A 25015-nucleotide genomic window follows, 5' to 3' on the forward strand; every position below is an offset into this window, starting at 1 on the left:
CTTGAACCTCCTGAGGCGGCGAGTTCCGCCCTTGAGCAAGAGGTTCCTCCCAAATGTCCACCCTGAAGCTATTCCTGCAGTTCGAAGGCCACCGGCCGGTCGAGCTGATCCAAATCCCGGACGATGCCGATCCGGCCGCCGTCCTCGCCGCCGCTGCGGCCCTGGGCGCGAATGTCGAAGACGCCTTCGTCTTCGGCGGCGACAACGACGAAAACCCGCTGAACCCCAAGAAGCCGCTGGCTCGCCAGGGCGTCGAGGACAAGTCGCGGGTCCACGTGCACCGCTGCAAGAAGATCCGCGCGTTTCTGAACTACGCCGACGAGGCCCCGCGGCACCACGACTTCCCACCGTCCACGACGGTCGATGAGGTCAAGCGCTGGTACGTCGACAAGCTGAAGATGTCGCCGGTCGACGCGACCGAGCACGTCCTGCAGATCACGGATACGACGGACCGTCCGGATCCGGACGTACAGATCGGTGCCCTGGTCTCGGGCCGCTGCGATGCGAACTTCACGCTCGTGCCGATCAAGCGCGTCGAGGGCTAAGCATGAACGCTCCGCTGCTCCGACAACCGGACGAGCAGGCGTTCCTCGATGAGGTGGAGGGCGGGTCGTTTCAACTCGCTGTCCACCTCGGTCGTTGGCGCGTCGTCCGCGTGACCTGGCCCATCGTCGAAATCGAAGTATCGGCAGCCTCGCGTGAGGGGGCGCAGGCCGCCTACGGCTTCCGCTTTGATTGCGCGGGGTATCCGCAGCAGGGGCCGACCGCGCGCCTCTGGGACACCGAGCGAGATACGGCGCTCCCCTTCAACCGCTGGCCCGCAGGTCGCAGTCGGGTTCCGGCGGTCTTCCGTACCGACTGGCAAAACGGCACGGCGCTGTACTTGCCGTGCGACCGCAACAGTTTCCCGGGCCACGACAACTGGAGAACGGAACATCCGGGCCAGATCTGGAGGCAGGAAAAGGGCATCCAGCTCTATCTGGAAGCCCTCCATGAGCTTCTCAACAGCTGTGACTATACGGGCGCGCGCGGTGGCTGACCAACTCATCATTCCTCGGGGCCAATGGCTGGGCCTGCTGTCGGAGCTCCGCCGCCGTGGTGGCGGGCGGACCGAGAGTGGGGCCTTTCTGCTCGGGCACCGCGAAGGCAATCGCCGCGTCTTCCAGACGGCCATCTTCTACGACGACCTGGAACCGAACGCGTACGGCAGCGGCGTCTGCATCCTGTACGCCGACGCCTTCGAGCGCCTCTGGGGTCTTTGCCGGGCCCATGGTCTGCAGGTCCTTGCCGACGTGCACACCCATCTCGGAGACTCCTTTCAGAGCGAAGCTGACCGCCGCAATCCGATGGTCGCCCGGCCGGGTCACCTGGCGCTCATCGTCGAGCGCTTCGCCAGCGATCCAGTCTGGCGCCACCGGACGGGCGTCTACCGCTACGAGGGGGCGCACACCTGGACCAACCTGAGCGGCTGGCGCGCCCGCCGCATCCTCAACACGGGGACCTTCGCCTGATGAACAATTCCGATATCCGCCCCGACACCCTGCACCGCGGCGTCAAAATGGCGTTGGACACCGGCGAGGCCGAAACGGTGGAAGCCGCCTACGCCCTCTTCGAGAGCTATCGAGTTTCGATCGGCGTTGGCGGAGGCGCCGCGTACACCCAGGCTGGACAGGCGGCCTTGCTCACCATGGTCAACACTGCGCGCCGGGCCCTCCTGGGCGGCATTAGGGTGGTTGGCGACCTCCAGGTTCCGCTGCTGGTCCAATTGCCTGGACTAGGCTTGACGCTCGTCGACGCGGTCTGCGCCTTGGGCGGCACGCACGCGCCGGAGGCGGATCAAGGGGCACCGGTGATCTGGCTGGGCGATGATGCCCCTACGGGTAGCCTACAAGTGACGTTCGGCGACTGGCGCGGCGGTGTTTTCCCTGCTGGCGAGGCGGGCCGTCTGGCTGAAGGCAAGAATGATACGCCGGCCGCCGTCTTGGCGGGCGCGCTCGCGGTCGCCGAGGTCTTTCAGAAGCTGCGCGGCAACCCGATGGCGACGGAGCGCGAGGTCGGGCTGTCTCTCTGGAATCCGCAATCGCCTTGGCGCGAGGCCGCTGGGCCGGAGACCTGGGTCGCGCCATCGAAGCTGTGGGTGCTTGGCCTCGGCCACCTGGGTCAAGCCTTCCTGTGGGTTCTCGGCCTTATGCCGTTCGACGATCCGTCAAAAGTCGAGCTGACGCTCCAAGACTTCGACCTGCTGGCCGCCGCGAACGACAGCACCTCGGTGCTTACCCGCCCTGGCCGCGAAGGAGTCCTGAAGACGCGTGAGATGATGTCCTGGGCCGAGGCGCGTGGCTTTGGGGTGCGCCTGGTAGAGCGCCGCTTCGCGGGCGATGTGGCACTCGACGATGGCGATCCACGGGTGCTCTTCTGCGGGGTCGACAACGCCGAGGCGCGCGCGACACTCGAGGACGCAGGCTTCGACCTAGTCGTGGATGCCGGCCTCGGCGCGGGTCCGCAAGAATTCCTCGCGATGCGGATCCAGACGTACCCCGGGACGATGACGGCCCGGGATCGCTGGGGAGGTGTCACGGGTTCCAGCAGCGAGGACGCTCAGCGACTTACTTCCAGCAACGCATACCAGGAGCTTTCTGAGCAAGGCGTCGATTCATGTGGGCTACTTGAGATCGCGTCTCGGACGGTAGGCGCTCCCTTCGTGGGCGTTGTCGCCGCGACGATGTCGCTCATGGAGGTCGTGCGGCGGCTAAACGGGGGTCCATCGATGGAGGTCATCGACCTGACGCTGAGGGACATCGCTGGACGCCAGTGCGTCAAAGGTCAGGCCCTGCGTCGTTTCAATCCCGGCTTTACCGAGCTCTCAATTGGTTGATGCCTGCCCCGTTAGCCACGCTCTTGCAACGCTTGTTTTTTCACCCACGTTCTTGCTTTGATCTGGAAGGTGTTGTCATGGCGAAAGCCGAACAAACCGGTCGCGCCGCTGCGTCAGCGGCAGCGCGTACGCTGAGCAACCCGAAGGCGTCGGCCGCTGCGAAGAGCGCCGCGGGGTCTGCTTTGACCCAACGGGGCGGCAAAGAGGTCACCAGCGCCGCCGCAGCCTCGAAGGCCTCGGCGACGCTCCGAAGCGCTTCGGCTTCGAAGGCGGCGAAGAGCGCGGCCGCCTCTGCGTTGACGCAACGCCCGGGTAAGCGCGGACGTTGACGGCGTTGCAACGACTTTGAATTGAGTAAGGCTTGCAAGGGGAAGGCCTGCTCCAATGCGCCGACGCTAGCTGCTCGTCGATGGGCGATCACATGCTAGCCGCACGCACGCCCGAGGGAGGCCGGCCGGCACCGGAGCGGACCGTAGGTCCGCTTTGCGCACAAGATGGAATGTCTGCTTCTGGCGCATTGGCGACCAAAGCCCTCGGTCGGCCGAAATCCAGACTTCAAGAGCGTCTGAGTGGCGCGGGCGGGTCAACGTAGAAGCCTGGAAACGCGCCTTCATTGTTTGACTGAATCGCATGCCCCAGGCACCCAACTGCTCCAAGCGCGAGGAAGATGTATGAGAATCCTGATTGCAGTAATGCTCGTTCTATTCTCGGTTTCGGCCGCCAAGGCCGAGGATGGCCACCGGTGGATTCTCGTGGGTCGCACGTTCTTCGGCAACGAGTTTCAGATCATCGTGATCGGAACCTTCGCAACCAAGGAAGCCTGCGAAGCGGGGGGAAAAGACCTCGCCTGGATGGGAGTGAAGGGAACTGCGTGTCTCGACCGTGGTGTCTTGGACGTCACGGTACCTCCTTCCGCCGCTCAGCATCCCTAGGGCGTTCAACAAACGACTGCTTTTGGGATCGAGCCTAGGTCCCTAGTGCAACGTTTGAACCCGGCAGTGAGGAAGGCCTTGTTGCGCCCTGTCCCGGCCTGACACCTGTTCAGGAGCGGCGCGTGCGAAGTCCCAGCATCATGAGATCGGTGAGCTGGTCGGCGAGTCGCGCCTTGGCGGCCGGTTCGAGCCGGTCAGGGGCCGCGCTGCCGACCCAGGCCGATGCCCCCGCCAGAGCCAGCATCGTGGTGCGGTTGTCGACGGCTCGAAGCGTGCCGTCCCGCAACCCCTCCTCGAAGAGGTCCTGATAGGCGGCCTGCAGCCTCAGGGAGGCTTGCCGGCCAGCCTTGCGCTGCTCGGCGGTCAGGTCGGGCAGGCCGGAGAACACCCGTAGCGGCGAGATGGCGGGCAGCAGGCTGGCCATGACGCCCGCGTGAACACCGGCCGCCATCGCCTCGGCCGCGGAACGGCCGCTCGCGCGCGCCTTCTCGGCGATGGCGCAGAAAATCGTGTAGCCGCGCAGCTGGGTCGCCGAGATCAGGCTGAGCTTGTCCTGGAAGTGATTGAGGATCGTTCGCTTGGAGGTCCCGACCGCCCGGGCGATGTCGTCGATGGACGTCGCTTCCAGGCCGCGCTGGTTGAACAGCCGCGAGGCCGTGGCGAGGATCGCGTCCCGCCGAGCCTCGGCAAGCGAGCGCCTGTCGAAGGCCTCGGTCATCTGCGGCGTCAGCCCGGTAAGGTCGAGAGGGGCGGGGAGACGCAAGGAGGGAGCTGCGGCTAGGCCGTCCAGGATCAGCAGGCTGGCCGCCCTGAGCAACCGCTCGCCCGACAGGCGTGCTTCCTCCGACAGCCATCGCGGGCCGAGCTTGAGCCAGAAGACCAAGCTGAGGATCGCGCGCGCGGCGATCAGCAGGTCGACCTCCTTGCGCACCTGGCCGTGCTCGACGCCGGCCTGGAGGATCTCGACCAACCTGGTTTCGATCCGGCCCGCGCGGGAGAGGACCTCGGCCGCGTCCGACGGCCTCAGATAGCCGATCTCGCTGAGCGCAGTGATCTGCGGCAGGGTTGGGTCGAGGACGCGCCGGACGAAGTCGCCGAGGATCTCGAAGGGGTCGGAACCTGCTCCCTGCGCTCCGTCCAGGCGAGACTCCATGATCCCGCAGGAGCGCATGTAGCAGCGGAAGACGAGATCCTGACGGTCCTCGACATAGCCGTAGAGCGCCGCGCGCGTCAGGCCGAGTCCCGAGGCCAACTGTTCGAGAAGGTCGCCGGTCACGCCGGTTTCGTTGAGCAGGCGCGCGGCTTCCTCGAGCACCCGTTCACGACGCCCGTCGTCCCTGACGGACCTCTCAGAAGCTGCGGCGCTCGGCGGCTTGCCCATGACCCTTCCTATCACCGTCAACCGACTTGGCCATGGCGCATTGACAGGTTCTAACATTCGATAGAAAAAGATTCACCAAAATGTAAGTTCCGACGCGATCGGGGCGGGAAAATCCAGGGGGAAACGATGATGAGGCTGAGGGGTCTGTTGGCCGGCTCGACTGCGCTGGCTTTGTTGAGCAATGCGGGCGGGGCGCTGGCCCAGGGCGGCGGTGCGATGGTCGAGGAGTTGATCGTCACCGCCCAGAAGCGTGAGGAATCGATCCAGGACGTGGCCGGGGCGGTGTCAGCGATCGGCGCCGAGGCGATCGCCCAGCGCGGCGTGCGCACGGTCCAGGACCTGCAGTTCCAGATCCCCAACTTCCAGGCCGGCACCTCGGCTTCAAGCACCATCATCTTCATCCGCGGCGTTGGTCAGAGCGTCGGCCAGCCCGGGGTCGCCACCCATGTCGACGGCGTCTACCTGTCGCGCCCGCATCTGGTGGCGCTGCCGCAGTACGATCTGGAGCGCATCGAAGTGCTTCGCGGGCCGCAAGGCACGCTGTACGGACGCAACGCCACCGCCGGGGCGGTGAACTTCGTGACCCGGGCGCCCGGGTCGCAGTTCGAAGGCTATGGCCAGGCCGCATACGGCGCCTATGACGAGCTTCGGCTGCAGGGAGCGGTCGACCTTCCGCTGGGCGAGCGGGTGCGAACCCGTGTGTCGCTCGACTACCGCGATATCGGCGAGGGCTTCGTCGAAAACGTCGTGCCGGGCAATCCCGACATCGGCGCCGCCAAGACCCTTTCCGGCCGTATCCGCACCCAGTTCGACATCACCGAAGAGGGCATGCTCGACCTGGTGGTCTGGGGCGCGCACACCGAGGGGGCTGGCGACTACATCGTCCTGCACAACCAGCCGACAGCGCTGGCGGTGGCCAACAATCCGTATCTGGCGGGCGCCATTGTGCCCCTGGAACCGAACCGCACCAGCGCCAACCGCCCGAGCGAGCGAGACGCGACCGCCTACGGCGCCACCGCGACCCTGAGCTGGGACATCGGCGAGGCGACCTTGCGCTCCATCACCGGGTACTACTGGTTCGACTACACCAACAGCTTCGACGCCGACGGCACCAACCTCGACGCGACGCCGCTGAGCAACTGGTACAAGTCGCGGACCTTCACCCAGGAGTTCAACCTCTCGGGCACGACCGGCGAACTCGACTGGTTGGCCGGCCTCTATCTGATGGATGACAAGCTCAGCAACCAGGCCCGCTACAGCTTCCCGCTGGGCCTGAACGTGCCGGCGCTGCGCTCGCAGTTGCTGCCGGGCGCGAGGTTGATCACCCAGGGCGTGCCCTATCGAACGGTCGCCTATGCGGGGTTCGCGGACGGCACCTACAATGTCACCGACCGGCTGCGGATCATCGCCGGCGCGCGGTATTCGCGTGAGGAGCAGGACAACTTCCAGACCAACCAGAACGGTCCGCTGAGCACGCCGATCGGCGTATTCCCTGTGTTCACCAGCTGCCTGAACCGCCACGTTCCCTTGGAGTTCGAGGCCTTCACGCCGCGCGGCGGGGTGCAGTACGACCTCGACGACGAGGACCGGAAATCGGCCTACTTCACCATCTCCAAGGGCTACAAGTCAGGCGGGCTCAATCAGTCGAGCTGCGGCAACAGCTACCAGCCCGAGAAGCTGCTGGCCTATGAGGGGGGCCTTCGAACCCAGCTGATGGACGGGCGGCTGATCCTCAACGCCACGGCCTTCTACTACGACTACCAGGACTTCCAGATCACACAGATCAGCGGCCTGTCGTCGTTGATCGTCAACGCGCCCGAAGCGACTGTGGTCGGACTGGAGCTGGAGAGCGCCTGGTCGCCGGACGAGCACTGGACCTTCAACGCCAACGCCGCCTTCCTGAAGTCGACCTATGGCGAGTTCCGCAACACCGACTCCCTGGCCCCGGCGCTCGGCATGCAGGACCTGGAGGGCAACTATCTCAACTACTCGCCCAAGGCCTCAGGCAATATCGGGGTGCAGTACGCCACCTCGCCGCTGAGCTTCGGAACCCTGACCGCGCGGGGCGAGCTCTACATGACCTCCCGGATCTATCTGCGGGAGTTCAACCTGCCTCAGGACAGCCAGGAGGGATACGGACGGCTCAATCTGAGCGTCATGTGGCGCAGCCTGGATGAGCGGCTGAGCGCGCGGGCCTACGTCACCAACGTCACCGACGAAGGCTACCTGTCGACCATGGGCGTGTCCGACAATCTCGGGGCGCGGTTCGTGAGTTGGGGCATGCCGCGCCAGTACGGCGTCGAGCTGACGGGGCGCTTCTGATGGGACGCTCGGATCTGGCTCGGGGCGGCGAATGCGGATGACCCGTCGCGGCGCGATGATCACCGGCGGCGCGAGCCTGCTCGCCGGTACGGCGGCGGCGGGGGTCCTGAACCCGCCGCCCACCTCAGGCAACGACGCCTTCCCGATCTTCTCGGACGCCGAGATGGCCGGGCGGGTGGCGCGGGTGCGCGAGGAGATGGGCCGGCGCGGGTTGGAGGCGGTGCTGATCTATGGCCACACCGGCATCGGCAACAGCCCGGGCCAGGTGAACCTGCAGTACCTGGCGCGCTACGCCGCGGTGGTGGAGACCTACTTGCTGGTCCCGGCGGACGGCGGCCTGATCCTGTTCCTCGCCGTGCCTTACCACATCCCCAATGCACGGGCGATTTCGTCGGTGGAGGACATCCGTTGGGGCGACGCCCTGGGCGGCGCGATCAACGAGATCAAGGCCAAGGGCTACCGGCGGCTTGGACTGGTCGGGCCAGGGGCCGTGGCGCACAGCGGCCCGACCCTGTTCGCCGAGGGGCGCGACCGGCTCGCCGCCGGGCTGGAGGGCGTTCGCTTCGAGAACGCCACGCCCTGGCTCGACGATCTGCGGCTGATCAAGAGCGACGAAGAGCTGGCGGTCATGCGGGCGGCCGGGGCCCTGACCGACCGGGCCCACGAGGAGGTGTTCGCCCAGACAAGGGCAGGGACCACGCCTCGGGCCATCCGCCGGGCCATGGACGTCCTGGCGGCGCAGAACGGGGCGACCTATCCGTTCGGTCACATCGGGGCGATCTCGATGAGCAATCCGCAGGGCTTCTATCCGGACTTCTATCCGACCGATGCTCCGATCGCGCCGGGCTCATTGATGATGACGGAGCTCTGCCTGGGGCACGGGAACTACTGGGCCAAGATCTGGGGCAGCTACTTCGTCGGCGAGCCGACGCCGGAGTACCGGCGGCTGTTCGAGGTGGCCGCCCGCGTTCACGACGACCTGGTCGCCGGCCTGAAGCCCGGCGCGACCGGACGTGCGGTCAACGCGTTCCTCGCCCCTATCGCCGCGGCCGGCTTCGAGCAGCCCGCCAACGTGCTGGTCGGCGGCTGGAGCGCAATGAACCACGCCCCGCAGATGGGGGCGATGGCCACCAGTCTGAGCGAGCCGTTCACCCGGCCGTTCCTGGATGTCGCACTGCGCCCTCGCCAGACCCTGACGGTGCAGGCCTGGGTCAGCGTGCCGGGGCAGCCCAAGGGGCTGTGGGTCGGCTCCTCGGGGGTGATCACCGAGACCGGCTACGAGAGCTTCAACCGCTATCCGGTCAGCAAGCTGCGCGTGGTGCAGCCATGAGAAGGAGCAGGATCATGACGGAGATCGCCGCCGCTGCTGCGGCCGCCCTGGCGGCCGCGAGCGGAGCCGCTGCCCAGGCGCCGCCTGAGAACGTCCGCGGCAGGCTGGTGGAGCTGACGGAGAGCTCGATCTCGGTGGAGGTCGCGCCGGGCAAGCGTCTGGACATGCGGCTGGCGCCGGAGTGGAGCGTGCAGGTGATGCGGCCGATCCGGCTGGAGGACGTGCAACCCGGCCGCTTCGTCGGGGTGATCGAGCAACCCCAGCCCGAGGGCTACGGCCTGGCCCGCGAGGTGCACATGTTCCTGCCGGGCGTGCGGATGGGCGAGGGCCAGCAGCCCTGGGACCGACCACCGGGCTCGACGATGACCCAGGGCGACATCGGCCCGCTGAGCGACACCCCTCAGGGCAAGACCTTCGAGCTGAGCTATGCGGGCGGCAAGCGGAGGATCGTCGCGCCAAAAGGCGTGCCGGTGGTGCTGATCAACAACGAGGGCCGCGAGAACATCAAGGTCGGGGTCGAGGTGTTCATCCTCGCCTGGCCGGAGGCCGATGGCCGCCGCCGCGTCGATGCTGTCGCGACCGGAGAAGGCGGCGCGCTGCCGCCGCTCTGAAGCGAGGCCCGACCGCCCTTCAGCGCCCGTTTTGCGGCCCGGCCTTGGCCGAGCCTGAGGAAAGACATGACCATCAACGCCACACACGACCCGCGTCTCAAGAGCTGGGTCGCCTCGGCCAACTCCGCGGACACCGACTTCCCGATCCAGAACCTGCCGCACGGGGTGTTCACCCGGCGCGGAGAGACACCGCGCGGCGGTGTGGCGATCGGCGATCAGATTCTCGATATACGAGCGGCGATCGAAGCGGGTCTGTTCGAGCAGGCCGGACCTGGCGTGCGGGACGCCGCCGCGGCGGCGGCGGAACCGCAGCTCAACCGCCTGATGGCGATGGAGGGTGGCGTTCTCTCCGAGCTGCGCGGCGCCCTTCAGGCCCTGCTCGCGGAAGGCTCGGCCGATCGCGCGCGCGCGCAGGCCTGCCTTGCATCGCAGGCCGAAAGCACGGTGCTGTTGCCGGCCCGGATCGGCGCCTTCACGGACTTCATGACCTCGGCTCCTCACATCGCCGCCGCGCGTCCCGGGCGCGCGCAGGGGGTTCTGCCGCCCTGTTTCTGGACGCTGCCGATCGGCTACAACAGCCGCGCGTCCTCGATCGTGGCCTCCGGCCAGAAGGTCGAGCGACCCCTTGGCCAGTACGCCGTCAAGGGCGGCCGCGCCGGCTTCGGACCCGCCCGGGCGCTGGATTTCGAGCTCGAGTTCGCCTGCTATATCGGGCTTGGCAACGTCCTGGGCCAGCCCATCCATCTGTCGCAGGCGCGGCGGCAGATCTTCGGCTACTGCGTGCTCAATGACTGGTCGGCCCGCGACGTCCAGGTCTGGGAGAGCGTGCTAGGTCCGTTCCAGGCCAAGGCCTTCCGCACAACCGTATCGCCCTGGGTGGTGACCTCCGAGGCGATGGCCCCGTTCCGCCAGCCGCTGCCGGCGCGGCCGGCGGACGCCCCGAACCCGCCGCCGCACCTGGCCGAGGCGGACGGGGTGGACGGCGGCCTGGCGCTTCGTCTCCAGGCGCGGCTGCGGACGGCGGCGATGCGCAAGGTCGGCGATGCGCCGGTCCTGCTGAGCGACACCTCCTTCGACGCGAGCGCCTGGAGCTTCGAGCAGATGATCACCCACCACGCCATCGGCGGCTGCAATCTTGAGACGGGCGACCTGCTGTCCAGCGGCACCTTGTCGGGCGAGCCGCTTGAGAGCGCTGCATGCCTGGCCGAGATCACCGGCGGACGGGCGGCCTTTGAGCTCGCCAACGGAGAACGGCGGCTGTGGCTTGAGGACGGCGACGAGATCTGGCTGAGCGCGCGGGCGGAGCGGGAAGGCTTCGCCTCGATCGGCTTTGGCCAGTGCCGCGGCGAGATCGCCCCCGCCGTCGAATTCATTCCCTAGGGGGCGGTTAGACCGAACCCATCAGAGAGCCAGGATGTCTGACGTGACCACACAGCGACTTGTCGACCTGACACGCTTCCTCGACCCCGCCGACCTCGAACGGATTCCAGAGGCCTTTCGGGGATGGGCGGGCAACCTAGTGCCCGATGTCGAGGCGATCACGCCCTGGGGCGAAGGCGCGAAGGTGATGTGCAATCTCTTCGGCTGCGAGCAGCACCAGTTGCCGAATGGCGAGGGGTGGGGCGACGAGCGCCTGCGGATCACCACCCATCTGGGCACCCATGTCGACGCCCCACTGCACTACGGCTCGACCTCGGAGGGACGGCCGGCGCGGACCATCACCGACATCTCCCTGGAGGAGCTGTTCGTCGATGGAGTAGTTCTCGATCTGCGCGGCAGCACGCCGGGAGCGGGTATCGAGGTTGCTGCTCTGAAGGCTGCGATTGACGCGCTTGGCGTCCCCATCCCCCGAGGCGGGGCCGTGCTGATTCGGACGGGGCAGGAGGCGTTCCCGATCTCCGATCCCCGCTTCTTCCACTATCCCGGGATGACCCGCGCGGGGACCCTGTTCTTGGCCGAACAGGGCGCAAAGGTGCTCGGCACCGACGCGCTCGGCTGGGACCGTCCTTTCCACGTCATGCGCCGGGCGTTTCTCGCCACCGGAAATCCCGGAGAGATTTGGGACGGGCATTTCGCCGGTCAGGAGCGGGAAGTCTTCATTGTCCAGCAGATGGCCCAGCTGGCCGACCTGCCGCCGCACGGCTTCAAGGTCGGCTTCTTTCCCCTGCGGCTCGGCGGATGCAGCGCAGCGCCGGCCCGCGTTGTCGGATTCGTCGGGGGTTAGGCAAAAGCTCCCTTGGTTTTGCCGAAGGACTTCAGTGGCGCGGGGCGGGGCGGGCGGTGAGGCGATGGCCTGTGAGCATCGCCCTGCGGGACTGGAGGGTACTGGCCGCCCGGCCAGAGCTCAGGTGGCGGTTTTGATCGCTGGCGCGCGATGGCGGGGGCTCGACTGTAGCTAACGGCAGGTCGAGCCGCCGCTGAGTCTGCTTTCGGTTCAGAGCCAAATGTCCGCAAGTGGCGCTAGGCGGTCATTCCCGTTGAGCCGCGGCTGGACCCAACGAGGGCCGCGCCGTCACCTGAAAGGGCTCGGCAGGTCTTAGTGCGCCGCGGCCGATCAACGTCCGGAATGCGCCAGCCCGCGCACAGCTCAGACGCTACATCGGCGCAATGACCCAATCTTATGACGATCAGAACACGCATAACCTGGACACGGGCAGGATCCTGTATCTGGCCTTGGCTGCGGCCGTCGCGACATCGACGAGCTATACGGTTCAGCCCGAGCTTGCGTTGATCGCGGCGGACCTGAACGCGTCCCTCGCCGCGACCAGCGCCGCCGCCGGCATGCCGATCATCGGCTACATGCTGGGGTTGGCGCTGTTGGTCCCGCTTGTCGATCGCACGCCTGCCCACGTCCTGATCCCAGCGCAACTCGTAGCGCTCGCTAGTGCTCTGGCCCTGTCGGCTCTTGCGCCCTCAGTCGAAGTCTTCGGGGCGGGCCTCCTGTTGTCGGGAATCTGCGCGAGCACCGGCGCGCAGATGAGCACGCTGGCGGCCAAGTACTCTGCACCCGAGCGCCAGGGGCGGGCTCTCGGAACCGTGACTGCGGGTATATCCGCTGGCATCCTCCTGGGCCGAATGCTCGGCGGGGGACTCACCGACGCAGTCGGCTGGCGAGCCATGTTGGTTCTCGTCGCCGCAGCCTGCCTGGCCTGCGCCGCCGTCGGGCGCGCCCTGCTGCCGCGCTCCGTTCAACCCGCCCCAAGCTCCTGGTTGTCGGGACTAGTATCTTCGCCCCGGCTTCTACGCACATATCCGGGGCTGCTGATCGCGGCCGGCGCCGGCGCACTATGGTTCTTCGCCTTCAGCTTGGTCTGGGTGGGCGTTTCGCTCGCCCTCTCCCTGCCGCCCCATAGCCTCCCGCCTACGATGGTCGGTCTCTACTCACTTGCCGGTCTAGCCGGCATGGCCGCAACGCCCTGGGCCGGACGTCTGGCGGACCGTTTCGGAAGCAAGATGGTCGTCATGATCGGCCTCAGCCTTGCCGTGGCCTGCACCCTCGCCGCGGCGGCTGGACTGGGTGTCGCGCCCCTAACCTTGGCTGCCCTGGCGCTTTTCGACGTCGGACTCTTTAGCGCGCAGGTCGCAAACCAGCGCCACGTGCTGCGCCTGGACCCGCTCCGACCGGCGCAGCTTAACAGCATTTACATGGTCATTTACTTCGTCGGCGGCAGCCTGGGGGCGGCCGCTGGCGGCCCGATCGTGTCGGCCTTTGGCTGGCCAATCGCCGCCGGAACGGCCGCTTTGGCGATGGTCCTGGCGCTCGTTCTCTACGGCTGCCGTGCGCCTACCGCGGATGGTGTGGGCGCACCATCATCGGCGCCGGGGGAGTGAGATTTACCTAGGCGGGGGCGCGCGACCTAGTCGTCCTCACAGGGCCTGGACACGGGGCGCGGGGGCAAGGGGGCCAGAGGCGCGCTTAGGAAGTCTGGGATCGAGGTTCAAGCCCGCTTTTTGGACGAGAGGGAACGTCTGCAGCTGGCTCCAGGCGGTCATTCGCCGCTGACCACGCTATGAGCGGAACGTTCACGAAGATGACGTCGGCCCGCCTCGTGCCCTGAAGTCCGTAGTGGGTCGACAGCAGGCCGCAATTCAATAAACAGCAGGGGCCCGCAGCGCGGCCATTGGGGGGGCTGTGACGACACTGTTTTTTCTGGTCCTGGCGACAGGACTGGCTCCGTTGATCATCGGGACCCTGCGGCTAAGGCCGTCGGCAAGCGGTCCATCGGTGCAGATCAGCTCAATAGTGCTCTGCGCCCTGGCCTTCAATCTGACCTTCTTCTGGCAGGAATTGTGGCTCGTCGTGCCCAAGGCGTTGACGCCGGGGCTGCACCCCATCCTCTACCACAACGATCACGACTGGAGCGGCGAGGCGCCGACCGTCGAACTCTTGCAGGGGACCGGCGCCCTGGCGACGCTGGCAAGCGGGCTGGCGTCGTGCGCGGCCCTGGCCCTGCGGCGTGGCGGTTCCGCCACGCAGCGGGCGTTTCTGTTCTGGATGGGCTTTGAGGGCCTCTTCCAGGCGCTGACCCAGCTGGCGATCGGCACGCTGGTCCCGGGCAACGACATGGGCCGCGCGCTGACCTATCTGAATGTGGGCTCGGTCGCCAAAGCGGCCCTATTGGTCCTCGCAGTCGCGGGAATGTCGTTGGCTGGCCTCTGGCTCGCGCGCTTATGCCCCAGCGAACTGGGAGTTCGCGCAGGCGGCCGAACGCGGGCCTTCGCCTATGGGATGATGATCGTGACCATGGCCGCGATCGCCCTGATCATCCCGTTCCGCCTGCCGCGCCCCCTTGTCGAGGTGGCGCTCATCCCCTTGGTGGTGAATCTGGTAGGTGTAGGCTGGTTGATCATCGGGGCGGGGATCAAAGGCCCGGACGCCCAGAGTGTGGTGGAAGGCCAGCCCGGCTTGGTCGGTCCGGTTCTGGCTCTCGGCGTGACGCTCGCCGTATTCCAACTGGTTCTGCGGCCAGGCGTGGCGTTCTGACTCGGATGGGCGAAAGGTGGCCGGATCAAGTGAACGAAGCGACGCTGTCGGAAAGTTAGGTGCTCACAGCGCCGGTTTTGAACGGTCCGCAGGAGCGACCGTGAAGTCCGCTTTCGGGCCGAATGCAAACTTCCGCTATTGGCGCTACCCGGTCATTCCCGTTGTGCCGCAGCTACGGCGCCGGTGCCGCGCTCGATCACCGATCCGCCCCACAGCTACTCACTCGCCATGGTCAAGCTCATGCAAGTGATCGTGGGATGCCGGTAATGTAGTTATCGGTGAAGCGCCGCAGACCTCGCACCAGACGAGGACGAGGGTCCGCTTGTCTCACGGTCCTCTGGGTCATTCACCCGATGCCATAGCCGTCAAGCTCCCCCTAGCATAGGCGGATGAACTGGAGCCGTCTGGATTATGTACTGACCTCGGTTCCTTTGTGGACCGTGGCGCTCGGGCTGTTCGGTTCCATGGCGGCCGCAGCCTACATTGCCCTGCAAGTTCGCCAGCGCCGCGAACGCACCCGTCCGCTGACCAACGAAGAGATCGAGGAAAGTAAGACCCCGGAAGCCTACATCGTCTCGGCGGTGCTGGGCCTGCTGGCGCTATTGCTGGGGTTCACCTTCTCGCTAGCCGTCGATCGCTTCGACGCCCGCCGCGGATTGGTCCGCCAGGAGGCGACCGCCATCGGCACTGTGTACTTTCGCGCGCAGCTTCTGGCTCAGCCGAACCGAGAGCGGACCAGCGCGCTACTGTCTCAATATCTGGACAATCGCATTGTCCTGGCAAGAGCGCCCAACAAGCAGCGGCCGGAACTCCTCGCCAAGAATGACGCGCTGATCAATGATCTCTGGGCGGCGACAGGGGCGGCGCTGGACGACATCAAGTGCTACGACTGGTCGAGCACCTACTTGGACAGCGTCAGTGAGATCCTGGCGCTGGATGCTTCGCGCAAGGCGGCCCGCGTCGCCCGGGTTCCGGCTGAAGTCTTTCTCGTCCTGTTCATCTACATGGTCACGACGGCGGCCGTTCTGGGCTTCGTGTTGCGCGGCAAGGGCGGGCGGATCTCCGCGGGCTTTCTGCTGGCGCTGCTATCACTGACCCTGGTGATGATCATCGATATCGACGGTCCGCTCGGCGGAGCAGTGTTCGAGAGTCAGCGGCCGATGGAGCTGCTGCAGATGAGGATCGCCACCTATCCGCCCAGCGTGTTTCAGAAGTGGCGATCGGCGCAGCCCGGAAAACCGTCGGCGGGCAGTTGCTCCGGCTCGCCCCACTCCCCGCCGTCGCCGGAAGTTCAGACGTTTCTTTCGCGCTGACTCGACTTTGCTCGTTCGCAATACTACGAGGTGGTTCGAGTAATTTGAGGACTAAACTTAAATTATCGTTGCCAAATTAATTGCTCAGTCGCAGCGTCAATTTGGATATCCGCTCGCGTAGCGGCCGATTCGACCCGCATCTTGAGTAATTACATTCAGGTGGAGAGCCGACCTGCTGCGCCCCCCTCAGTTAGAACAACAGGCCGACCAGTAGTCTGATCAGGTCTCCAGCGACATCAACCTCGAGAACGGCGGCAGGGTCGGCACGAAGAAGAGCGTCGCCAGGGCGCAAGCCGGGTCGGCGACGTCGCCGCTGGCGCTTTCCACCAGCACGCGCTGAGTCAGGAAAGCGTGGCCACAGTTGCCTTCATCGTTAGGGCCGGCGCAATCCGCTATGGGTCGGGTCCGGTCGAAGGCGATGCTCCGGCAAACCGACTGTCAGCTGCGTCCGCTTTCAGCTTGGGAGCCTTGGTCTCCTATTGGCGCTAGGCGGTCATTCGTCGGTCGCGCGCATTTCTTGCCGCAGAGCTAACCTGTTGATCGTCGCTTCGGAGTGGAAAGCTGTCGTTCCGGAGCTTACTGGTTGCGCATGGTGGTCTTAGGTCAAAACGACGGCGGCACAGACGTGCGTCTCTCGCTGCGCGAGCTAGTCATGATCAACAACGCTCTGAACGAGGTGTGCAACGGCGTTCATGATCTCGCAGACGACGGGGAATTCCAAACTCGACTAGGCCATCATCGCAGCGATCTGCAGCGCCTCCTCGACCAGATCCAGGGTCTCATCTAGGCGCCGCCGAAGGAGAAGTCGCGAGCGCCGCCTAAGGGTCGGGTTCGGTCAATCTCGACGTGTCTGCTAGCGGACCGTCCAAACGAGTCCGCTTTCAGCCCCGCCGCCAATGTCTCCAATTGGCGCTGTTCGGTCATCCGCTGTCGGCGTTCAGATGACGGGGGCTGCCTCATAGGAGGTGGCCATGAGCCAGCCCGACCTATTCCGCACCGCAAGCAAGCCCTGGAACGCCGGCCGACTGATCGGCCCGAAGGCGCCGCTAAAGCCCAAGCACGTCTGGGCGATCCGCCAGGAGTTGAAAGGCGGTCGGCGGTGCCGCGATTTGGCGCTCTTCAATTGCGCAATCGATTCAAAGCTAAGGGCCTGCGACCTCGTTCGCCTTAGGGTCAGCGATGTAGCGCCAGGCGGCGTGCTCCGCGCCCGCTCAACGGTCATTCAGCAGAAGACTGGCCGGCCGGTTCCGTTTGAGATCACCGAACCGACCCGCAGCTCGATCGAGGACTGGCTGAAGGTCCGAGGCGCTCGAACGGACGATTGGCTGTTTCCCAGCCGAACCCGACCTGGACGTCACGTGACCACGCGGCAGTACGCGCGTCTTGTCGATAGCTGGGTTCGCCTGATCGAATTGGAGGTTGGCGCATACGGCACCCACAGCCTTCGTCGCACCAAGGTGGCGCTGCTCTATAAGAAGACCGGCAACCTCAGGGCCTGCCAGCTGCTTCTCGGCCACCGCAAGCTGGAGAGTACGGTCCGATACCTGGGCATCGAGGTAGACGACGCACTCTCAATCTGTGAACAGGTCGATCTCTGAGTGACTTGGCGGGGACCCCCGCACTTCGACGGTGCGAGCCCGATCGGCCCCCAACGGTATCGTTCACCTTAAACGTGAGGATCGCATAATAGACTTCGCCTCCTGCGTGTGCTGACATTTCGCACGGGAGGCGTGCAATGCGACCCAAAACACGCGTGATGATCGCAAGTCTGGCTTTCGCCGCATGGGCGCAAGCTGGTGCGGCGAGCTCTGCCGAGACCTATGCCTATGACGCCCTCGGGCGTCTGGTGGTCGTGTCCACGGACGACGGCAAGCGGGCGACCTATACCTACGACGCAACGGGCAACCGGACGCAGTCCGCCGGCGCTAGCGGCGCGCTTCGTGCCCCGAACGCCGTCGATGACGCGCGCAGCTACACCTATGGCTCGGGGTTGCTGACCTTCGACCCGCGGGTCAACGACAGCGATCCGGCCGGCTTACCCCTGACCATCGTGGGAGTCAGTCCGGCGCAGTTCGGTTCGGCGACCTTCACCGGCGCGTCGGTGACCTACACGGCGCCGGCGACCAGCATCGCCGCCACCGACGTCTTCTCCTACACAATCCAGAACTCGGCAGGCCTGACCGCGTCGGCGGTCGCCAAGATCACGCTCTCGAACGCCCCGCCGGTGGCGGTCCCTGACGCGATCAGCACGCTGCAGAACCAGCCCGTCGCCTTCGATCCGCGGATCAACGACAGCGATCCGGGCGGCAATACGATCTCCATCACCGGCGTGACCAGTCCGTCGCACGGCACCGCGACGTTCAATTCGACCTCGGTCACCTACACCCCTTCGAGCGGTTACACCGGCCCCGACAGCTTCAACTACTCGATCGCCAGCATCGGCGGGGCGGCGAGCGCTGGGATTTCAGTGACCGTGACGCCGTCCGGCGCGCCGCTCTCGGCTGCTTTGAGCGCTTCGGTCTGGAACTGGTCGCGCATTTCGACAGGCCCGATCAACCGCAGTCCGCCGCTGGTCGTGACCGCGGCTGGCGGCGTTCCGCCCTACAGCTACAGCTGGGAATACGTCTCGGGCGACACGCTGATCAGCGTCATTCCTCAAGGCGACGGCTCGTCGGCGGTCTGGAACCGAACGATCTCTGAGTACGGGACCTGGACGGCGACCTGGCGGGTGACCGTCACCGACGACGCCAGCGGCTCCACGACCTCTTCGAACATCTTGGTGCGATTCATCTGGGATAGCGGCGCATGACCAGCCGGACCTCTCTGCGCGGGACCGCGCGCGCCCTGGCGCTTGCCGCAGTTTTCGCCTCGCCGGCCGCAGCCGAGACGCTCCCGTCGATGAAGTCGCTGGCCGCGCCGCTCATCTCGCCGGCCGCCGGCGAGGCCTTCTACGGCGCATCGCTCACTCACACCTCGAGCTTCGCGGGCGTGGCGGGCTTCGAAGGCCAGCCGCCGGAAATCGTCGAGACCGCGCGCTCGCTCAAGAACGACCCCGATCTCATCCACGAGTTCGTGCGCAATCATGTGCGTGTCGAATACGCCTATGGCCTGCGCAAGGGACCTCTGGCGGCGCTGATCGACAAGTCGGGCACGCCGTTCGATCAGAACGTGCTGTTCGTCAACCTGGTAAGGCAGGCGGGCCTCCCGGCCCGCTACCAGCTGGGCCGGGTGACCATGACCGGCGCGGACTTCGCGAACTGGACCGGAGTCTCGGACCTGCAGGCCGCTTGCCGCCTGCTGGCCGCCGGCGGAATTCCAGCCGCCTTCAACGGCGCGGCTTCGTCGGCCTCGGACTGTGCGCTGAGCGGCGCCTTCACCAGCGTCACGTTGCTGCACGTCTGGTCGCAGGTCCAAATCGGTGGGACCTGGTACGCCTTCGACCCCAGTATCAAGACCCTGACGGCGTCGCCGGGACGCAACTTGGTCACAGGTTCAGGCCTGGTGGCTGGCCAGCCGGCGACGCAGGCGGCTTCGACGATTTCGACCGGAACCCAGTCCGGATCGACTTACATCCAGAACGCCAGCCAGACGAACCTCGACAGCTATCTGACCGCGCGCGGAACCCAGCTGCAGTCGGACCTGACCACCAATGCGACCGACCAGGACACCGCCGACGTCGTGGGCCTGAAGAAGATCGTTCCGCAATACAAACCGGCCGGCGGTTGGCGCAATGCGACGCCGCCCGGCTATGTGGCGGGGGCGTCGACGACGATCGCCGGCGACATCCCCGATCAGTACCGCGCCAGTCTGCGGGTGACGATCTCGGCCAAGCTCGACGGCAGCACCGACACGAACCTGATCGACCGTCTGCTCTATGCCGACGACATCGGCGGTCGGCGGGTCGGGGTCAGCTCCAACTTCCTGTTCGGGCAGTTCAACAATCCCGTCACGACCACGAGCGTAGATCAAACCTACCGGCTGACCGTGGACGGCGTCGCGGTGGGAACCTTCACCTGCACAGCGAGCGTACCGATCCTCAACTACCCGTGCCCCTTAGGGCAGGGCGGAACGACGACTCTGGCGGTCAAACACCCCTATGCGGCCGAGGGGGGAGCCTATGGCTCCCAGACGCTGGTCAAGTCCATCTCGACCCTGTCGGCGCCGTTCGCGATCGTACATGGCTGGGGTTGGGTCTCGCCCGAGCTGCTCGGAAAGTGGAGCAGCGAGGCGGCCGAAGACGAGGCGTTGCCGATCAATGGCTCCCCGCCGATCCCCTGCGCCGGCGGCGGCGGCGACATGTGCTGGGAACGCTACCGGCAGTCGGCCGAGAACTTCACCAAGCAGCGGACCGCGGCGAGCTGGCTTGGCCAAGTCTCCAAGATGCTGGAGATCCAGGCCCAACTCGGCAATGCCGTGGCCGACCACCATCACTCCATCGGCATCGTTGACTGGCGAGCCAAGATTTCGAGCTTCCAGTATCCGGCGCTCCCGTCGCCTAACGCCAAAACCTACTTCGGGATCAGCGACCAGTTCACCGAGCTCAACATCGACACCGCGGTGAGCGTCACCTCGCGAGTGAACGACACTGCGCGCACGAACGCGGTGTTCCGGGCCGTGGCGCTTTCGGCCGCGACGCTTGAGGGTTCGATCCTTGAGCAGATGCAGGACCTGCCCGACGCGGCCTCGACGGCTTCGCGTCTGGCCTGGAGCAACACCCCCGACAACGAAGACCCGTGCTTCCCCGGCGGCAATCCGCGCCGCTTTTTCGACCTGACGGGGTCGACCGCGCCAAACCGTGCCGGCATCTACCAGTACGAAGGCTCGGCCAGCGGTTGCGGCGCCTTCCCGACCATCGTTGGCGTTACGCCGGCCAACTGGAAGGACCGCGCCGAGGGCGCGGTCGCCGACTACCTCGGTGCGGGCTTCCGCGTCAGCGCCTCGGCCGAGACGTTCCTCGGGCCAGGCTCCCGCTTCGGGCCAGGCCAGATGATGGGGTCGATCGCCATCGCCAACGATCCGTCGCGCCAGCGCGGTGCGGCGATCGTCGCCACCCGCAACGAAGGCGGGCGCATCGCCGAGATCTCCCACGTTCTGACGAGCCTGGACGGGATCACCAAGGGCGGCGGCGGCAAACAGCCGGAACGCTTCACCGAGTACGATCCCAAGAAGGCGGCCGACATCCTCAAGGACCGCTTCGTTGACCGCAGCGTCGCGCTGGGCGTCGATCTGAAGACCGGGACGGCTGGCTATACGACGCCGACCTTGCTCTCGGTCGGCGGCGAGGAAACGCCCTACGGTCTTGACTACAAGCGCAGCTACAAGGCCGCGCCGAGCGGCTGCACCGGACGCTTTGGACCCTGCACCGGCGGCGTGCAGGGCGGCTGGACCCACAATTGGGATATCCGCTTCTCCAATTCCGGGTCGGGCACGGAAGCCATGGGGGCGACGAGCCCCCGCGCCGCGGCCGGCTCGCTGGTCGCCTTCCTCGCCATGCAGGACATCTTCGCCGACGCCGGCCGCACCGAACTCGAGAAGGACTTCTACTCGGCCCTGACCGCCGATTGGTGGCGCCGCCAGATGGTGGCCAACGTCGCCACTGTCACTCAAGGCTTCAGCGGCAAGCAGTATGTGCGCACCGTCAACGGAACCTGGCTTCCGCCGATCGGCTCGCCAGGCGTCCTTACCCAGACGGGCGCCCGCAACAAGGTCCGCGACCAGTGCACGCCCACCCCAATCAGCGGCAACATCTTCTCGACGTCGCGACGCTGGAACTTCTCAGGCGTCACGTTCTCGCTGCGCAACGCGGCTGGCGACGTAATGAACTTCGCCCCCTGGCAGTGGGACTACGACCTCAACAATTACTGCGCCATTTCGTACGGCTTCAAACCGACCACTTGGACCTTCCCGCAAGGCCCTTCGATCGCCTTCACCTACGACTACGAGGCGGGCGTCACGGGCGTCACCACCAGTCTTGGCCGCACCATGACGATCGCCAGCGGTGTCGCGACCAGCGCCTCGGTGAGTGCGGGCGTCACCGCCGGCGGGGTCCGCGACGCCGAGAACAACGCCTGGAACTTCGGCATGGGCGCGCCGATTGCGCGATCGGCGACGCAGCGACCGGTTCCCTATGAGCAGCTCCTGCGCATCTTCGAGCCGGTCAACCCGAACGCTCCGGCGCTGGAGTATGTCTACGACACCCGCGGCGTCGTCCGGGAAGCGAGCGACGCCACAGCCCTGCAATGGCAGACCCGGGACAGCTACAGCTGGCTGATCGCCGAAGGCGCGCGCGGCGAGCGGGTCGACCCGGCCGGCGGGTCCTTCGTGGTCTACTATGACGTCGACGGCGACCCGGTTCGCCACATCGACGAACTCGGCCGCGAGATCGTCAGCACCTATGACGGACGCCATCGCGTCACCTCGCGGACCTACCCCGAAACCGATCGCGACGAGTTCGCCTACGATCTCGCCGACAATGTCGTCAAACTGACCCGGGTCGCCAAGACCGGCTCTCCGCTCGCCAACATCGTCATCGAGGCCGGGTACGAGCTGACCTGGAACAAGCTCTCCTGGGTCAGGGACGCGCTCGGGCGGCAGACCGACTTCAGCTACTACGCAAGCGGGGCAGGGGCGTCGCTGCTGCAGCAGGCTCAGCGTCCGGCCGTCGGCGGCGTGCGGCCGACCTACAGCTATCAGTACAACGCCATCGGGTTGCCGAACCGGATCGTCGATCCCACCGGCGTCACGACCACCAACACCTACGACGGCTGGGGCAATCTCACCCAGTCTGTGGCCGCAGCGGCGGCGGTCGGCAGCCAGCCAGCGCTCAACCTGACAACGAACTACGCGCCCGACACCATGGGCAACGTTCTGACACTGACGTCGCCGCGCAACTACGCGACCACCATGCAGTACAACAACATGCGTCGGAAGACCGGCGAGCAGAACCGCAGCAGTTCAAGTCCGACGTCCGTGCCGCTGGCCGCTAAGGAATGGGTGTTCGACGGCAATGGTCGTCCAACAACCGAACGCCGCGCGGCCGCGATCGACGGGGCCGGAACTGTCACCGAATGGCGGACCTGGACGACCAGCTACACCCCGACCGGCCAAAAGGCCGACGTGACCGATCCGGCTGCAAACGTGATCCGTACGATCTACGATGCGCTGGATCGCCCGCTCCGGACCATCGACGGCCAGGGCCGCGTCAGCCAGTTCACCTATGATCTCGCCGGGCAGAAGCTGGCGGAACTGCGGGGCGTCGGCACACCGCTGCAGCAAACCTATGCGACCTACGCCTATACGCCGAATGGCAAGGAAGACTGGGTGCAGGACGCCGGGGTAGGGCGCACGGATTACACCTATGACGGCTTTGACCGGCTCAGCCGGACTGACTTCCCCAACCCTTCGACCGGTCTGCCGAACACCTCGGACTACGAAGCGCTGACCTACGACGCCCAAGGCAACGTCCTGACCCGGCGCACGCGGGGCGGTGCAACGCTCACCATGACCTATGACGTCCTGGATCGGCTGTGGACCAAGGCGGTTCCGGCGTGGGGCGCGGGTGCGGCGCGAACGGCGACCTATGGCTATGACCTCGCAGGCCGGCGCACGAGCCTGGCCGAGGCCGGGCAGTCGCTCTCCTGGAGTTATGACGCCGCCGGCCGCGAAAGCACGGCCACCATCAACGGCCCGCTCTGGGCGGGCGGCGCCAAGAGCATCATCACCAACTACAACCTGAACTCCGTTCGCAACCGGCTGACCTGGCCGGACGGCTGGTCGGTGCAGTACACCTTCGACGGCATGGATCGGATGATCCAGGCCGTGCCGAGCGATGCAAGTTTCCTGGCGACCTTTACGCCCAATCCGCTGTCGGAGGTCACTGCCGAGACGCGGCCCGGATCGACGATCTCGCGCAGCTATAACCTCGCCGGCGATGTCGAGACCCTGACCCATGCCTGGAGTGGCGCTTCGGTCAGCTTCGGTCACGGCTACGACCGATCGCGCAAGCTGACCTCGCGGAGCGTCTCCAACAGCGCCTTCGCCATGGCCGCGCCCGCGACGGGCTCGGTCGGCTACACGCCCGACAAGCTCAATCGCTACAGCGCCGTGGGCGGCTCCAGCTTCAGCTACGACGCGGCCGGCAATCTGACCTCGGACGGCTCGTCAACCTACGGCTACGACGCTGAGAACCGATTGCTCAGCGCGACGACGCCGCTGGGCTCGGGGTCCTACACCTACGACTCCCTAGGGCGCCGGGTCGGCAAGAGTGTGGGGGGCGGGGCTCCGACGGTCATCCTGCCGGCAGGCAATGATGAAATCGCCGCCTACACCTCGACGGGGACCTTGCTGCGGCGCTGGATCCCGAGCCCGGAGATCGACCGGCCAATCGCCCAAGTCGACGTCGCGACGGCGCTAACGAACTTCTACCGGCTCGATTGGCAGGGCTCGACCATCGGAATGACCAACGGCGTTGGTGCGCTTACCGAGGGGCCTTACACTTACGACGCCTACGGCAAGCCAAACCTCACGACCGGTACGCCGTTCAGATACACCGGGCGCAAGTACGATGCAGAGACCGGGCTCTACTATTACCGTGCACGTTACTACAGTCCGACGCTGGGGCGCTTCCTGCAGACCGATCCGGTTGGATATGACGATGATCTGAACCTCTACACTTATGTGGCCAACGATCCCCTAAATGGTGCAGACCCATTGGGTCTATACGAGAGCAGCGCCGCGTTGCGGGCAGTGGTCCCAGGGCAGGTGTACTTCGATCAAGCCGTGACTGCATTTGAAGGGGGGCGACCGTTGGCGGGCGGGGCCTATCTCGCGGCCGCAACGGTGGAGCAAGTTCTTTTCGTCGCATCTTTCGGTCAATCCCAGTTGGGCGCCAGCGGCGCTCGAGGGATCGCCAATACGATTGCAGAGCCCGTTTCGATCAACGCGCAAAAGCAAGCAGGACATATCGCAGGCACGCCGCAATATTTGAACCGCGTTCGCCAGGGAAAGGGCACTTCAGCGTTCTATGGCCGCAAGTCCGCCGAGCGATTGGTGGAAGACACGGCGAGGACGGGAAAGCCTGTTCCAGGACGCGCGGGGATGCGTGAGAAGGATTATGGAGTAGCCGTCGGAACCAACGCCAAGGGAGGTGCCCAAACGCGCGTCCGAACGGTAACCGATGCCAAGGGGCAAACGCATGGCTATCCGTCGGGGCCGGAAAAAACCTGCGTTGCGACGGGTACGCGCATTCCAAGCGCATGTTGACCACTG

The 25015-nt window shown here is 66.1% G+C and carries 18 protein-coding genes; 17 read left to right on the forward strand and 1 reads right to left on the reverse strand.

Going from position 1 to position 25015, the window contains the following annotated elements; genetic code table 11:
* Window positions 1-53: 53 nt before the first annotated feature.
* From ACSQ2H_RS22635 to ACSQ2H_RS22655, 5 genes are all read left to right on the forward strand, one after another.
* Window positions 54-545 (forward strand): hypothetical protein, encoded by a 492-nt coding sequence (locus tag ACSQ2H_RS22635; protein WP_436063701.1) that lies wholly within the window; start codon window positions 54-56, stop codon window positions 543-545.
* Between the two features lie 2 nt (window positions 546-547).
* Complete coding sequence (locus ACSQ2H_RS22640) at window positions 548-1039, forward strand: DUF7665 family protein (protein ID WP_436063702.1); 492 nt, start codon at window positions 548-550, stop codon at window positions 1037-1039.
* Window positions 1032-1511 (forward strand): hypothetical protein, encoded by a 480-nt coding sequence (locus ACSQ2H_RS22645; RefSeq protein WP_436063703.1) that lies wholly within the window; start codon window positions 1032-1034, stop codon window positions 1509-1511. Before ACSQ2H_RS22640 ends, ACSQ2H_RS22645 begins: the two co-directional genes overlap by 8 nt.
* Entirely contained in the window at window positions 1511-2875 is a 1365-nt protein-coding gene (locus ACSQ2H_RS22650) for a hypothetical protein (protein ID WP_436063704.1), read from the forward strand. The genes ACSQ2H_RS22645 and ACSQ2H_RS22650 overlap by 1 nt, the downstream gene beginning before the upstream one ends.
* 671 nt (window positions 2876-3546) lie before the next feature.
* Window positions 3547-3807: a hypothetical protein gene (locus ACSQ2H_RS22655; protein ID WP_436063705.1), complete on the forward strand. Its 261-nt coding sequence runs from the start codon at window positions 3547-3549 to the stop codon at window positions 3805-3807.
* Between the two features lie 109 nt (window positions 3808-3916).
* Here the strand turns inward: ACSQ2H_RS22655 and ACSQ2H_RS22660 are convergent, their stop codons facing one another.
* Window positions 3917-5188: a TetR/AcrR family transcriptional regulator gene (locus ACSQ2H_RS22660; RefSeq protein WP_436063706.1), complete on the reverse strand. Its 1272-nt coding sequence runs from the start codon at window positions 5186-5188 to the stop codon at window positions 3917-3919.
* Between the two features lie 126 nt (window positions 5189-5314).
* Here ACSQ2H_RS22660 and ACSQ2H_RS22665 point away from each other — a divergent pair, with 126 nt between their 5' ends.
* From ACSQ2H_RS22665 to ACSQ2H_RS22720, 12 genes are all read left to right on the forward strand, one after another.
* Complete coding sequence (locus tag ACSQ2H_RS22665; RefSeq protein ID WP_436063707.1) at window positions 5315-7510, forward strand: TonB-dependent receptor; 2196 nt, start codon at window positions 5315-5317, stop codon at window positions 7508-7510.
* 37 nt (window positions 7511-7547) lie between these two features.
* Window positions 7548-8840, forward strand: coding sequence for a M24 family metallopeptidase (locus ACSQ2H_RS22670; protein ID WP_436063708.1), 1293 nt, complete (start codon window positions 7548-7550; stop codon window positions 8838-8840).
* Window positions 8841-8854: 14 nt separating this feature from the next.
* Window positions 8855-9451 (forward strand): hypothetical protein, encoded by a 597-nt coding sequence (locus tag ACSQ2H_RS22675; protein WP_436063709.1) that lies wholly within the window; start codon window positions 8855-8857, stop codon window positions 9449-9451.
* A gap of 66 nt (window positions 9452-9517) precedes the next feature.
* Window positions 9518-10831 carry a fumarylacetoacetase gene (fahA, locus tag ACSQ2H_RS22680; RefSeq protein WP_436063710.1) on the forward strand — a complete coding sequence of 438 codons (1314 nt, stop codon included), beginning with the start codon at window positions 9518-9520 and terminating at the stop codon, window positions 10829-10831.
* A gap of 34 nt (window positions 10832-10865) precedes the next feature.
* Window positions 10866-11675, forward strand: a complete 810-nt coding sequence (locus ACSQ2H_RS22685) for a cyclase family protein (protein WP_436063711.1) — start codon at window positions 10866-10868, stop codon at window positions 11673-11675.
* A 383-nt stretch (window positions 11676-12058) separates the two neighbouring features.
* Window positions 12059-13282 (forward strand): MFS transporter, encoded by a 1224-nt coding sequence (locus tag ACSQ2H_RS22690; protein WP_436063712.1) that lies wholly within the window; start codon window positions 12059-12061, stop codon window positions 13280-13282.
* A gap of 301 nt (window positions 13283-13583) precedes the next feature.
* Window positions 13584-14435 (forward strand): hypothetical protein, encoded by an 852-nt coding sequence (locus ACSQ2H_RS22695; protein ID WP_436063713.1) that lies wholly within the window; start codon window positions 13584-13586, stop codon window positions 14433-14435.
* 389 nt (window positions 14436-14824) lie between these two features.
* Window positions 14825-15748, forward strand: coding sequence for a hypothetical protein (locus tag ACSQ2H_RS22700; protein WP_436063714.1), 924 nt, complete (start codon window positions 14825-14827; stop codon window positions 15746-15748).
* 583 nt (window positions 15749-16331) lie between these two features.
* A complete protein-coding gene (locus tag ACSQ2H_RS22705; protein ID WP_436063715.1) occupies window positions 16332-16535 on the forward strand; it encodes a hypothetical protein in 204 nt (67 codons plus the stop codon).
* A 184-nt stretch (window positions 16536-16719) separates the two neighbouring features.
* On the forward strand, window positions 16720-17346 hold the full coding sequence (locus ACSQ2H_RS22710; RefSeq protein ID WP_436063716.1) for a tyrosine-type recombinase/integrase: 627 nt from the start codon (window positions 16720-16722) through the stop codon (window positions 17344-17346).
* 137 nt (window positions 17347-17483) lie between these two features.
* On the forward strand, window positions 17484-18557 hold the full coding sequence (locus ACSQ2H_RS22715; protein WP_436063717.1) for an Ig-like domain-containing protein: 1074 nt from the start codon (window positions 17484-17486) through the stop codon (window positions 18555-18557).
* On the forward strand, window positions 18554-25009 hold the full coding sequence (locus tag ACSQ2H_RS22720) for an RHS repeat-associated core domain-containing protein (RefSeq protein WP_436063718.1): 6456 nt from the start codon (window positions 18554-18556) through the stop codon (window positions 25007-25009). The genes ACSQ2H_RS22715 and ACSQ2H_RS22720 overlap by 4 nt, the downstream gene beginning before the upstream one ends.
* The last annotated feature ends 6 nt before the right edge of the window (window positions 25010-25015 follow it).

This window comes from Phenylobacterium sp. LjRoot97, from assembly GCF_964254345.1.
In the GTDB taxonomy this organism is placed as follows: Bacteria; Pseudomonadota; Alphaproteobacteria; order Caulobacterales; family Caulobacteraceae; genus Phenylobacterium.